This window comes from Campylobacter sp. CFSAN093224 (genome assembly GCF_012897395.1).
Lineage (GTDB): Bacteria > Campylobacterota > Campylobacteria > Campylobacterales > Campylobacteraceae > Campylobacter_D > Campylobacter_D jejuni.
Map to the genome: position 1 here is coordinate 204,634 of NZ_CP040607.1, position 12,904 is coordinate 217,537.

The window sequence follows — 12,904 nt, forward strand, 5'->3', positions numbered from 1 at the left end:
CTTTTGTGGATAAAGCTTTTAAAGGTTTTAAATTTTGAAAGAAAATCCTTCTTTTTTAAAAGAGCAAATTATAACTTATCTCGGAAATAAAAGAGCACTTTTAAGTTTTTTAAATAATGGCTTTAAGGTAGCTAAAAAAGAACTTGGTAAAGATAAATTTAGTTTTTGTGATATATTTAGTGGCTCAGGTGTTGTAAGTCGTTTTGCAAAAGCACACTCAAATTATATTTTAGCCAATGATTTAGAAGATTATTCAAAACTCATCAATGAGTGTTATCTTGCTAATAAAGACAAAGATTTACTTCAAAATATAAAAAAGTATTATAAAAATTTAATCCAAAATTTAGATTTTCAAAAAGGTTTTATCAGTGAGCTTTATGCTCCAAAAGATGATGATGATATTAAAAAAAATGAAAGGGTTTTTTATACTTTTAAAAATGCTTTATATCTTGATACTATAAGGCAAAAAATCGAAAATGAAATTCCAAAAGAATTGAGGCATTTCTTTATAGCTCCTTTGATTTATGAAGCCAGTGTTCATTCAAATACTAGCGGAGTTTTTAAAGGTTTTTATAAGGGTAAGGATGGCATCGGAAAATTTGGTGGCGAAGGACAAAATGCACTTAAACGCATTAAAGGAGAAATAGAGCTTAAAATGCCTATTTTTTCAAATTTTTCTTGTGAATTTGAAGTGATGCAAAAGGATGCAAACATGCTTGCAAAAGAACTTGATTTTTTTGATGTAGTGTATCTTGACCCCCCTTATAATCAGCACCCTTATAGTTCTAATTATTTTATGCTAAATTTAATTGCAAATTATAAAAAACCTGAAGAAATTTCTAAAATCAGTGGCATTCCAAAGGATTGGAACCGCAGTACTTTTAATAAGTCAAAATTTGCCCAAGATGCTTTATTTGAACTTATTAATGATTTAAAAGCAAGAGTGATTTTACTTTCTTATAATTGTGAAGGTTTTGTAAAAAAAGAAATTTTTTTAAAGCGCTTAAGCACTCTTGGAAAATGCCGGATTTTAGAGCAAAAATATAATACTTTTAGAGCTTCTCGCAATCTTAAAAATCGCAATATCCATCTTCATGAGCAACTTTATATTTTAGTTAAAAATTAGTTTTTCGTGCTAAAATTGCACTTAAAAATGAGGAGGGATTTATGAAACTAAAATTATCTTTTTGTACATTAATGGCATTTGGTTTTTCTAACTATCTTTTTGCTTCAGCTATTGATCCAAAGTTATTTTCAAGAATATCTTGATTTTGCCAGTAATAAAGGCAAATTTCAAGTAGGTCAAATTGGCTTTTAAATTTTAGCAAAAAATCCTAGTCAAAATATCTCTTTTAATGTGCCTATGATTGATTTTTCTACTTCAAATCGTGGAGGAAAATTCCAAGAGAATTTACCAATATAGGACAATCTTATATAGTCAGCGCTTCTCATATGAGTACAAGTTTAAATACTGGGAAGTAAATAAAGACTATGTGAAACAAGGTAGTGTTTTACACTTTGGAGGGGTAGCAAATAGAATCGTAAGCTCAAGTGATAATTTTACTTATAAAAAAGAAAATGTGGATTTTGCTGTTTTAAAAATGAGTAAGATTAGTCTCAATAAAAGTGCAAATTTGAGTAAAGATTTAAATCTTATTGAAAAAATTCTGGCGATGGTGGAGATATTTATGAATACAAGGATCCATTTTGGGATAGTTGTCAAAGTGGAAAATGTGATTATTCAAAAGGTAAAGGCAAGCTTTTTGATAGTTCGGGTTATGAGTACTTTGCAAGAGAGGGAAGTGGTATTGTAGCTTTAGGTTTTGAAGATACAAATAAAGTACCCATTAAGATTTTTGATTCTAATGAAATCAATTTAGGAGGTTTTGTCAGTTTAACTCCTAAAAATACTGAAGATAAGCGTTTTAAGTTGCAATTTCTTAATTATACCAATGATAAAAGAAATCCTTTTACAAGTTCTTCAATATCCGGGGATTCTGGAAGTAGAGTTTATGTTTATGATAAGATGGATAAAAAATGGTATTTAGTAGGTGTAGTAAGTACGAGTAATTGTAATGTCCATTTTACTATGGATATACTTGTTTGCAGGTTGATTATGCTTTGATCAATCAAGCAAAGATCAATGAATTTTAAAATGCTCATAAAGTAGTCATAGGATCTGGAACTTATACACTTAGTAGCGATGGTTTGATGAAAGATGGTAAAAAAATAGAAAATGTAAGTTTGATTTCTAAGACTAATGTGGGTTATGTAAGCTATAAAAATTCTTTTGATGATAAAATAATTGTGATAAGAGAATTGAAGAAATGCAAAATAGCAAGGATTTGTATTTTTCTCAAAATGGAAGTATAAATTTAAATAGCGATGTGGATTTAGGCGCTAGTGTTTTAAATTTGATAAAAATTCAAATTGGCAAATAACAGGCGATAAATGGCTTATACATGGCGGAATTTATGCTGATAAGGGTTCAAGGTAGAATATAATGTTAAAACCAAAAAAGATGATTTTCTTTAATAAAATGGGTGAAGGAGAGCTTGTTGTCAAAAGTCAAAGTGTGGATACAGGACTTAGAATGGGTGAGGACCAAGGTAAGTCTTGAGGGTGAAGGTTTAAGTTTTAGCGAAATTTATATGAATGGCAGAACTTTGGATTTATCAGGCTTAACATTAAATTTTGATCAAATTAAAACTGACTCTAATAATGTTTTTATCACAAGTTCTTAATCAGGAATACATTTAAATTTAGAAAACAAGCAAGATTATCTTTATCATGGCAATATCTTTTCAGATGAAGCTGTAACAATGAGTGCCAATACAGACAAAGCTTTGATTTTTGATGGTAATATTTACAATAAAGAAGGTGTTTTTAGGACAGAAAATGCCAAGTTAAATTTTCAAGGACATGCTAGAATACACGCTTATGTAAGCAAAGAACAAGCTAAAAAACTTCAAGAACATGGTTTAAGTGCTTTAACTAAGCCTGTAAGTTTTACACAAGAAGATTGGGAAGATAGGGTTTTTGTTTTAAAAGAGCTTAATTTAGAAAAAAAGCGAGTTTTATTTAGGGCGTAATGTAAGCTTAAAAGTAGAAAACCTTAATGCTAAAAATTCCAAAATAGAGCTTGGAAGTAAAAATTTGTGGATCGATGAAAAAGATGGGGAAAATATTATTGATAAGACTGATGATTATTCTTATGGAGATGTTGTATAAACAGGAGTTGGCAAAGAAATGGCTTTTGAGCAAAAGCTTTAAAATACCCAAAATGCTAAGATAGAAAAGGTTTATTTTAGTGTAAATTTAAATCTTGATCATTCTGATGTTACTTTGCAAAACACATTTTTTAGTGGTAATATCAAAGGTATCAATGATACGCAAAAAAAATCTTGCGATTAAAGATTCTTTGCTTGAGTCTCATATATAAATGAGCAATCTTCAAGTAGAAAAAAGTGCTATTTATAGGAAAGTTGATGCAAAAAAATTAAGTGCAAATAATACAATATTTAAAATCAATGCGGATTTTGAAAATTCTAAATCAGATTATATTAATTCTAAGGAAAGCACACAAGGAGTAAATAATACTTTAGTATTAATTTTTCTTAATAATCCTAGTAAAAAGCGGGTTTAAATATCTTATTAGCTCATTTAAAAGATGAAAATAAACATTTAACAAAGGAATTTTTTACTATGCCAAATGTGAGCAAGGTTTTAGTACGTATACCCCAAATGTTGTTTTTTCTCATAATGAGGAAAATTTTGCCCAGAGTGGAATTTAGAAAAAATTGATTCTAAGATTAAAGATGAATATTTTTTTACTAATGATAATACTCAAGCTATTGTAAAAACTAAATCTATACTTGCTCAAGCTATTTTAGGCTCCATGATAGGAGTGGAATAATATGCATAAAAGAATGGGGGAATTACGCAATAATCCTTATGAAAGTGGTGTATGGTTAAGAACTTTTGGATGGGGTACGAGTGATGAGTATAATAGTGGAAAATACTTTGAAATTCAAAGCGGACATGATAAATTAAACGAGTATTCGAATTTCGAGCTTTACAGTGGAGTAAGGTTTTTATAGTGATTTTGTTTTAGATATATTTATTATCAAAATGAAATAAATGCAAATTTTATTCCAGGAAATCAAGGTAGATTAGATGATAATGATGGTTCGCATAATATTATCTTAAGTGCTGAGTTAGGTTATAGAAAAGCTTATGATAAATTTTATCTTGAGCCGATTTGGAATTTATCAGTGGTTATGTAGGAGCTATGGATCTAAAAGGAGATATTGCTAGTTTAAAACGATTTTCTTATATTCCTTTAGTCGTAAAAACAGCATTTTTCATAGGAAGTCAAAATTAAAATTTAAATTTTAGAACAGGACTTGGTTTGTATGCGGATCCGATTAAAGCAGGAGATCAAATTTTAGAGGATCAAGCAAGTCAGAGAAGATATGAAGGAAAAAAGATCAAAGAATGTTTATAAATTTAGGAAATGATTATAAGCTTAACGATAAAACACGCTTTAATTTTGAATTTGAAAAGACATTTTTTGGCGATTTAAATGTAGATTGGAGTGCAAATGCTAATTTAAGATATAGTTTTTAAATAAAAAATAATTTAAAAATTGTATTTTTATTTTAAGCTTTTTTGTTTATAATACTTGCTTTTACATTTAAAGGATAAAGATGAAAATAAAAGTTGGGATTTTAGGAGCGAGTGGTTATGCGGGAAATGAACTTGTTCGCATTTTGCTTAATCATCCCAAGGTTGAAATTTCTTATTTGGGTTCGAGTTCTAGCGTGGGGCAAAATTATCAAGATCTTTATCCTAACACCCCTTTAAATTTATGTTTTGAAAATAAAAATTTAGATGAACTTGAACTTGATCTTTTGTTTTTGGCTACTCCGCATGAATTTAGTGCTAAACTTTTAAATGAGAATTTATTAAAAAAGATGAAAATCATTGATTTAAGTGCGGATTTTCGTCTTAAAAATCCTAAAGATTATGAGCTTTGGTATAAATTCACTCATCCTAATCAAGAGCTTTTGCAAAATGCGGTTTATGGACTTTGTGAGCTTTATAAAGAAGAGATAAAAAAAGCAAGTTTAGTGGCAAATCCAGGTTGTTATACCACTTGTTCTATCTTAAGTCTTTATCCGCTTTTTAAAGAAAAGATCATTGATTTTAGCTCAGTTATTATTGATGCAAAAAGTGGAGTAAGTGGAGCAGGAAGAAGTGCAAAGGTGGAAAATCTTTTTTGTGAAGTTAATGAAAATATCAAAGCTTATAATTTAGCTTTGCATCGCCATACTCCTGAAATTGAAGAGCATTTAAGCTATGCGGCCAAAGAGAAAATCACTCTACAATTTACCCCTCATCTTGTGCCTATGCAAAGAGGAATTTTAATCAGTGCTTATGCAAATTTAAAAGAGGACTTGCAAGAACAAGATATACGCGATATTTATACAAAATACTATCAAAACAATAAATTCATAAGGCTTTTACCGCCGCAGTCGCTTCCGCAGACTCGGTGGGTTAAATCAAGCAATTTTGCGGATATAAATTTTAGTGTAGATCAACGCACAAAGCGTGTTATTGTGCTTGGTGCTATTGATAATTTAATCAAAGGTGCAGCAGGACAAGCTGTTCAAAATATGAATTTAATGTTTGATTTTGATGAAGATGAAGGACTTAAATTCTTTGCAAATTTGTAAAGGATAAAAATGTTAATACGAGCTATGCAAAAAAGCGATTATGAAGCCGTTTATAAGCTTTGGTGTGAGATAAAAGGCTTTGGGATAAGAAGCATTGATGATAGCAAAGAAAATATAGAAAATTTTTTAGATAGAAACCCAAATCTTAGCGTTGTAGCAGTGATTGATGAAGAAATTGTAGGAAGTATACTTTGCGGGCATGATGGACGCACAGGAGGATTTTATCATGTATGTGTACATAAAGATCATAGAAAAAAGGGCATAGCGCACGAGATGGCAAAATTTTGTCTTGAGGCTTTAAAAGCTCAAAAGATTAATAAAATCGCCTTAATCGCTTTTAAAAACAATGATTTAGGCAATGAGTTTTGGAAACATTATGGTTTTACTTTAAGAGAGGATGCGAATTATTACGATCTTTCTTTAAATGAGTATAATCAAACTAGCTTTAATGCTTAAGGAATGATCATGCAAAAATATTTAGAAAAAGCTAATGTCTTAATCGAAGCTTTGCCTTATATACGCAAATTTAATTCTAAGATTATACTTATAAAATACGGCGGATCAGCTATGGAAAATGAAGAGCTAAAGCATTGTGTGATGCAAGATATAGCTCTTTTAAAACTCGTGGGTTTAAAGCCTATTATTGTACATGGTGGGGGAAAAGATATTTCTGCTATGTGTGAAAAATTAGGCGTAAAGAGTGAGTTTAAAAACGGTCTTAGGGTTAGTGATAAAGCCACTATTGAAGTAGCTAGCATGGTTTTAAATCATATCAATAAAAATTTAGTCCATAGTTTGCAAAATTTAGGAGTTAAAGCCATAGGGCTTTGTGGTAAAGATGGCGCGCTTTTAGAATGTGTGAAAAAAGATGAAAATTTAGCTTTTGTTGGCACGATACAAAAGGTAAATTCGAAAATTTTAGAAGAGCTTTTGGAAAAAGATTTTTTACCTATCATTGCTCCTATTGGCATGGATGAGAATTTTAATACTTATAATATCAACGCTGATGACGCAGCTTGTGCGATCGCTAAGGCTTTAAGGGCTGAAAAACTTGCTTTTTTAACTGATACTGCAGGGCTTTATGAGGATTTTAATGATAAAAATTCTTTAATTTCTAAAATCAGCCTTGAACAGGCTAAAATTTTAGCTCCTAAAATAGAAGGTGGTATGCATGTAAAATTAAAATCTTGCATTGATGCTTGTGAAAATGGAGTCAAAAAGGTACATATTTTAGATGGGCGTGTGAAACATTCTTTGTTGCTTGAGTTTTTTACCGATGAAGGTATAGGCACTTTGGTGGGTTAAAGGATGAAAATGGATTATAAAGAACAAAGTCATATTATCCCTACCTATAAGCGTTTTGATATAGTTTTAGAAAAAGGGCAGGGGGTTTATCTTTTTGACGATAAGGCTAAAAAATATCTTGATTTTTCAAGTGGCATAGGTGTTTGTGCTTTAGGATATAATCATGCTAAATTTAATGCTAAAATCAAAGCGCAAGTGGATAAGCTTTTGCATACTAGCAATTTATATTATAATGAAAATATAGCTGCTGCAGCTAAAAATTTAGCCAAAGCTAGTGCTTTAGAGCGTGTTTTTTTTACAAATTCTGGTACAGAAAGTATAGAAGGAGCGATGAAAACAGCTAGAAAATACGCCTTTAACAAAGGTGTTAAGGGTGGACAATTTATCGCTTTTAAGCATTCTTTTCATGGGCGTACTTTAGGGGCTTTATCGCTTACTGCTAATGAAAAATATCAAAAGCCTTTTAAACCTTTAATTTCAGGGGTTAAATTTGCAAAATATAATGATATTTCAAGCGTTGAAAAACTGGTGAATGAAAAAACTTGTGCCATTATCTTAGAAAGCGTGCAAGGAGAAGGTGGAATAAATCCTGCAAATAAAGATTTTTACAAAGCCTTAAGAAAGCTTTGCGATGAAAAAGATATATTATTAATCGCTGATGAAATTCAATGTGGCATGGGTAGAAGTGGAAAATTTTTTGCCTATGAGCACGCACAAATTTTGCCTGATATCATGACTTCAGCTAAGGCCTTAGGTTGTGGGCTTAGTGTGGGTGCTTTTGTAATAAATCAAAAGGTAGCAAGCAATTCTTTAGAAGCAGGCGATCATGGTAGTACTTATGGTGGAAATCCTTTAGTTTGTGCAGGAGTGAATGCGGTTTTTGAAATTTTTAAAGAAGAAAAAATTTTAGAAAATGTCAATAAACTCACGCCTTATTTAGAGCAAAGTTTAGATGAGTTGATAAATGAATTTGATTTTTGTAAAAAACGCAAAGGCTTAGGGTTTATGCAAGGGCTGAGTCTTGATAAAAATGTAAAAGTAGCTAAGGTCATTCAAAAATGCCAAGAAAATGCACTTTTACTGATAAGTTGCGGGGAGAATGATTTGAGATTTTTACCTCCTTTGATTTTGCAAAAAGAACATATTGATGAAATGAGTGAAAAGTTAAGAAAGGCTCTAAAGAGTTTTTGATAAATTTTGTAAAAAAAGTTTATTCTTTCCCATCTACTATAGGCACAAATAAACATTCTTCTAAAATTTCTTTTTGTAAATTTGTGCCATTTTTTCTAAGGCGTGTGATGAATTGTTTGCCATTGTGTAAAATAGGAGCAACTAAAATACCATCATCGCTTAATTGATCGAGTAAAATTTCAGGAATTTGTGTCGCATAAGCAGAAAATAAAATCCTATCATAAGGAGCATAATTTTTCCAGCCATTTTGCCCATCATCAAATTTTACATTGATATTAAAAAGTTCTAATTCTCTGAAAGTTTGAGCGGCTTTTTTGGCTAAATTTTCTATGCGTTCTATGGTAAAAACACGCCTTATGACTTTGCTTAAAATCGCAGCTTGATAGCCACTTCCACAACCTATCTCTAAAATACTATCAGCATTTTTAAAATCTAAAGCCATAGTCATTTTAGCTACAGTTAAAGGTGAACTAATCCATTGAGAATTTGCTAAAGGCAAAGCATCAAGGCGATAAGCATGGGCTTTTAAAGGAGAAAAAATTTCACGTGGAATTTGACAAAAAGCATTAAAAAGTTCTTCATTGATAAAAACTTTTTGTGCAATTTCTTCAGCCATATTTTGACATCTTTTTTGTTCAAATGTGTTCATTACTTCTCCTATAAATTTAAATAAAAATTGTAACTAAAAAAGTTGAAATAGAGTTAAACTTAGCTATACTTAAATAAAAAGGAAAAAAATGCTTATAAAATTTAAAAATCATAGTCCCAAACTAGGTCAAAATGTTTTTGTTGCAGAGGGCGCTAAAATCATAGGAGAAATAGAAATAGGAGATGAAAGTAGTATTTGGTTTAATTGTGTTTTAAGAGCCGATGTTAATTTTATAAAAATTGGCAAAAGAACCAATATTCAAGATCTTAGCACGGTACATGTTTGGCATAGGGAATTTGATAAAAAAGGAAAGTTAAAAGATGCTGGTTTTCCTACGATAATAGGAGATGATGTAACTATAGGACATAATTGCGTTATCCATGCTTGTGTGATAAAAAATCGTGTTTTAATCGGAATGAATACTGTTATCATGGATAGTGCTTTGATAGAAGAAGATAGCATAGTGGGTGCTGGAAGCGTTGTAACAAAGGGTAAAAAATTTCCGCCACGCTCTTTGATACTTGGAAATCCTGCAAAATTTGTGCGTGAATTAAATAATGAAGAAATAAACTTTCTAAAACAATCCGCTTTAAATTATGTGGATTTTAAAAACGAGTTTTTAAAAGATCTTCAGTGATATTTTGAAGTTTAGGCGAGAGTTTTACTTCAAATTTCACAAAACGATCAAGATCTAAAAAATTCTCATCGAGTTTTGAAATTTGCTCTTTTGTATAATCTTGAATAGTATTTAAAGATGACTTTTTAAGAAGTCTTTTTTCTTTGTAGACTAATTTTAAAAGTTCTTTGCGTTCTAAATTTTCATCTTGATTTGGGTTTTCGTCAAAAACATAAAGTTCATCAAAAAGGATTTTTTGCGTGTTTTTATCATAAACCCTAAAAAGCTTTTTAAAATGAGGTAGGGTTGATTTTTCGTTATTTTCGCTGATTTTGATTTTAGGTTTTATGCCTTGATCTTCTAAGGCTGCGAGTTTATAAACGCAACTAAAAATAGGGTCACTTGAAGCAGTGATCAATCTTTCACCTACACCAAAGATATCAATAGGTGCATTTTGTTCTTTGAGTTTTTTAATGCTCCATTCATCAAGTGCGTTAGAAACTATGATTTTACATTTTTGAAGTCCTGCTTGATCAAGTTCTTGTCTGATTTTCAAACTCAACTTAAGTAAATTTCCAGAATCTATTCTCACGCCGCCTTCTTGAATACCAAATTCTTTAAAAACTTTAATCGCATTTTTAAGTCCGCTATTTAGACAATCATAAGTATCAATCAAAAAAACAGGATTTTTTGGATAAATTTTCACATAAGCTTTAAAAGCTTCAAGTTCATTTTCAAACATTTGCACCCAAGAATGTGCCATAGTTCCATTGATAGGGATATTATAAATTTTTCCTGCTAAAGTACAAGCACTTCCTATGCAACCTCCTATAAAAGCTGCTCTTGCTCCTTTTAAGGCTGCCTCACTTCCTTGTGCTCTGCGTGAACCAAATTCTAAAATTTTACTGTCTTTAGCTGCACGCACGATACGATTGGTTTTGGTAGCAATAAGACTTTGGTGGTTTAAACTTAAAAGTAAAAAAGTTTCTAAAAGCTGTGCTTCTATGGTTGTAGCTTTAACGCAAAGTAAAGGTTCGTTTGGAAAAATCACTTCTCCTTCACGCATAGCATAAATTTCACCCTTAAATTTAAAGTTAGCTAAAAAATCTAAAAATTCTGTATCAAAAATACCTTGTTTTCTTAAAAATTCTATATCTTCTGCATCAAAACTCAAATTTTCAACAAAGTCTAAAATATCTTCAAGACCTGCAAAAATAGCAAAAGATCCTGAATCTGGAATTTTTCTAAAAAATATATCAAAATAACAAATTTGATCTTTTTTATTGTTTTTGAAATAGCCTTGAGACATTGTAAATTCATAAAAATCACAAAGCAAGGCTAAAGAAGTTTTAGAAGTCATCAAAGCTTATACTACCCTTAGAATAATTCGTTACTTTACTTTCAAAGAAATTGCTCTTTTGATCGTTAAATTTTGAAAAATCATCTACCCATTTAATAGGATGTTTTGCATTGTATAACTTATCTAAATTGATCGCGCTTAATCTTTGATCTACAAGATAATGGATATATTCTTCTATGATATCATCAGTAAAGCCCATGATTTGATTTTGAGTGATGTATTTACCCCATTTGATCTCAAGATCTCCAGCTTTTTTAAACATATCATAAATTTTATTAATATTTTCATCATGGAACAAATCAGGTCTTTCTTTGCGTACTGAATTGATCATATTTTGAAATAATAAAAGATGTGTGATTTCATCTCTTTGGATAAAGCGGATCATTTGTGCTGAACCTAGCATTTTTCCTGCACGTGCAAGTGCGTAAATGGCAGTAAAACCACTATAAAAATATACTCCTTCTAAAATTTGATTTGCCACCATAGCCAAAAGAAGTTTATTATCATCTACATCGCCTGCTAATTCTTCATAAATGCTTGAAATAAAGTCATTTTTTTCACGCAAAGTTTCATCATGCTTTTCCATTTCATAAATCAAATCTGTATTATCGCAAATCGCTTCAACCATAACAGCGTAAGATTTTGAATGGTTTGCCTCTTCATAAGCTTGGCGTGCCAAAACCGCATTGATTTCAGGAGCTGTGATGTAAGGGTTGATATTATCTGCTAAATTATTGGTTTGAAAACTATCCATAGAAATAAGCTGACTCCAAACCAAATCATACATTCTTTTTTCACCTACAGTTAAATTACAGCGATAATCAAGTGCATCTTTAGTTGTATCCACTTCTTTTGGAAACCAAGTATTTGCCTCCATTAAATCCCAAAGTTTTAAAGCCCAGGTATATTTTGCCTTAGTGAAATTTAAAATTCCATGTGGGTTACCATCAAAAATTTTACGATCTCCTAGGGTTTCGTTTGAGCTTGGATTGTAAATTCTTTTTCTTTGCATTTTTAACCTTTCTTTATGCTTTAGTAGCTATACAACTTTGAGTTAAAATATCGTGTAAATTTAAACGATCTTTTCTTACAAAACTGACAAATAAACCAAAGAGTAAGCCAAAACTTATAATAAATATCACATATCTTAGTAAAATTCTAAGAAAACTTAGTTTCTTTCCCGTTTTTATATCAATAAGATATAAATCATATGCTTTAAGACCTGGGCTTTGTGCCTTTTTTGTTAAAAAAATAGCTTGAATCAAACCAAATAAAAAAGTACATAAAGTTGTGATAAAATGGTTGTTTAAAAAAGCTTCTTTAGAGCCTAATAGAAAATAAAATAAATACAAAATAGGAACATAAATAAGAAAAATATCTATAAGCAAAGCTCTAAATCTTAGCCATCTAGAGCTAATTTTTGCTTTAGTTTTCATTTAATTTCCACGACTTCCTGGTTTTATAGCTTTACTCCCTTTTTTACAAAGTGGACAATTTGTTTCATTATAAATTTCAAATTCAAAATTTCCTAGAGTAAAGAGTGGTAAATTTTCAGGTAATTTCGCATTATCTTTTCTTGGAGATTTTAAATTTTCTACTGCACAAAAACCACGATTTGCCAATGCTGCAAAACCTACAACAATACCACCTAAACTTTCAATGATTTTTGCACTCTCTAAAGCACTACCACCTGTAGTAATGATATCTTCACAAATTATAAATTTTTCACCCTTTTTCACCTCAAAACCACGTCTTAAAGTCATTTCTTTATTTACTCTTTCAGTGAAGATAAAACGTTTACTACAAGCTCTCGCAAGCTCATAACCTGCTAAAATTCCACCTAAAGCAGGAGAACAAATGCTATCAAATTCTATCTTATAGCTTGCAATAATCTTTGCAAGTTCATTACAAAGTTTTGCTGCTAATTTTGGATTCTCTAAAACTTTTGCACTTTGAAGATAAAATTGCGAATGTTTACCTGAACTTAGTAAAAAATGGCCTTCTAAATAAGCACCACAATCTTTATAAATTTGCTCTAAATTCAT

Annotated in this window: 11 protein-coding genes and 1 pseudogene; 7 read left to right on the forward strand and 5 right to left on the reverse strand. The window is 30.6% G+C overall.

The features are described 5' to 3' along the window. Positions 1-34: 34 nt before the first annotated feature. The 6 genes and pseudogenes from FBF11_RS01030 (at position 35) to FBF11_RS01085 (ending at position 8,234) form a co-directional block, all read left to right on the forward strand. Positions 35-1,126, forward strand: a complete 1,092-nt coding sequence (locus FBF11_RS01030) for a DNA adenine methylase (protein WP_002857221.1) — start codon at positions 35-37, stop codon at positions 1,124-1,126. A gap of 41 nt (positions 1,127-1,167) precedes the next feature. Then, positions 1,168-4,629, forward strand: a pseudogene (locus FBF11_RS08400) (S6 family peptidase). A gap of 80 nt (positions 4,630-4,709) precedes the next feature. Next, positions 4,710-5,738 carry an N-acetyl-gamma-glutamyl-phosphate reductase gene (argC, locus tag FBF11_RS01070; RefSeq protein WP_002868207.1) on the forward strand — a complete coding sequence of 343 codons (1,029 nt, stop codon included), beginning with the start codon at positions 4,710-4,712 and terminating at the stop codon, positions 5,736-5,738. Positions 5,739-5,747: 9 nt separating this feature from the next. Continuing rightward, positions 5,748-6,194 carry an N-acetyltransferase gene (locus FBF11_RS01075; protein ID WP_002851934.1) on the forward strand — a complete coding sequence of 149 codons (447 nt, stop codon included), beginning with the start codon at positions 5,748-5,750 and terminating at the stop codon, positions 6,192-6,194. Between the two features lie 3 nt (positions 6,195-6,197). Then, entirely contained in the window at positions 6,198-7,043 is an 846-nt protein-coding gene (gene argB, locus FBF11_RS01080) for an acetylglutamate kinase (RefSeq protein WP_002864194.1), read from the forward strand. Positions 7,044-7,046: 3 nt separating this feature from the next. Continuing rightward, positions 7,047-8,234 carry an aspartate aminotransferase family protein gene (locus FBF11_RS01085; protein ID WP_079263674.1) on the forward strand — a complete coding sequence of 396 codons (1,188 nt, stop codon included), beginning with the start codon at positions 7,047-7,049 and terminating at the stop codon, positions 8,232-8,234. 19 nt (positions 8,235-8,253) lie between these two features. Here FBF11_RS01085 and FBF11_RS01090 read toward each other — a convergent pair whose 3' ends face one another. After that, positions 8,254-8,883, reverse strand: a complete 630-nt coding sequence (locus FBF11_RS01090; RefSeq protein ID WP_002874477.1) for a protein-L-isoaspartate(D-aspartate) O-methyltransferase — start codon at positions 8,881-8,883, stop codon at positions 8,254-8,256. Between the two features lie 88 nt (positions 8,884-8,971). Here FBF11_RS01090 and FBF11_RS01095 point away from each other — a divergent pair, with 88 nt between their 5' ends. After that, on the forward strand, positions 8,972-9,520 hold the full coding sequence (locus tag FBF11_RS01095; RefSeq protein ID WP_057042259.1) for a gamma carbonic anhydrase family protein: 549 nt from the start codon (positions 8,972-8,974) through the stop codon (positions 9,518-9,520). Here FBF11_RS01095 and FBF11_RS01100 read toward each other — a convergent pair. Genes FBF11_RS01100 through pyrE form a run of 4 tightly spaced genes read right to left on the reverse strand, consistent with a single transcriptional unit; the run spans position 9,489 to position 12,904 of the window. After that, the gene (locus tag FBF11_RS01100; protein WP_079742840.1) at positions 9,489-10,862 is read right to left on the reverse strand and encodes a nicotinate phosphoribosyltransferase; all 1,374 of its coding nucleotides are present in this window, start codon (positions 10,860-10,862) and stop codon (positions 9,489-9,491) included. The two genes, FBF11_RS01095 and FBF11_RS01100, sit on opposite strands and share 32 nt — an antisense overlap. After that, positions 10,849-11,871: a ribonucleotide-diphosphate reductase subunit beta gene (locus tag FBF11_RS01105; RefSeq protein ID WP_002860621.1), complete on the reverse strand. Its 1,023-nt coding sequence runs from the start codon at positions 11,869-11,871 to the stop codon at positions 10,849-10,851. The genes FBF11_RS01100 and FBF11_RS01105 overlap by 14 nt, the downstream gene beginning before the upstream one ends. Positions 11,872-11,884: 13 nt before the next feature. Then, positions 11,885-12,295, reverse strand: a complete 411-nt coding sequence (locus tag FBF11_RS01110; protein ID WP_002851998.1) for an RDD family protein — start codon at positions 12,293-12,295, stop codon at positions 11,885-11,887. Continuing rightward, a complete protein-coding gene (gene pyrE, locus FBF11_RS01115; RefSeq protein WP_002873225.1) occupies positions 12,296-12,904 on the reverse strand; it encodes an orotate phosphoribosyltransferase in 609 nt (202 codons plus the stop codon).

Excerpts from the sequence above, each read along its gene's own strand:
- pyrE (WP_002873225.1), bottom strand. The coding sequence starts at position 12,904 with ATGAATTTAGAGCAAATTTATAAAGATTGTGGTGCTTATTTAGAAGGC.
- FBF11_RS01110 (WP_002851998.1), bottom strand. The coding sequence starts at position 12,295 with ATGAAAACTAAAGCAAAAATTAGCTCTAGATGGCTAAGATTTAGAGCT.
- FBF11_RS01105 (WP_002860621.1), bottom strand. The coding sequence starts at position 11,871 with ATGCAAAGAAAAAGAATTTACAATCCAAGCTCAAACGAAACCCTAGGA.
- FBF11_RS01085 (WP_079263674.1), top strand. The coding sequence starts at position 7,047 with ATGAAAATGGATTATAAAGAACAAAGTCATATTATCCCTACCTATAAG.
- FBF11_RS01090 (WP_002874477.1), bottom strand. The coding sequence starts at position 8,883 with ATGAACACATTTGAACAAAAAAGATGTCAAAATATGGCTGAAGAAATT.
- argC (WP_002868207.1), top strand. The coding sequence starts at position 4,710 with ATGAAAATAAAAGTTGGGATTTTAGGAGCGAGTGGTTATGCGGGAAAT.
- FBF11_RS01075 (WP_002851934.1), top strand. The coding sequence starts at position 5,748 with ATGTTAATACGAGCTATGCAAAAAAGCGATTATGAAGCCGTTTATAAG.
- argB (WP_002864194.1), top strand. The coding sequence starts at position 6,198 with ATGATCATGCAAAAATATTTAGAAAAAGCTAATGTCTTAATCGAAGCT.
- FBF11_RS01095 (WP_057042259.1), top strand. The coding sequence starts at position 8,972 with ATGCTTATAAAATTTAAAAATCATAGTCCCAAACTAGGTCAAAATGTT.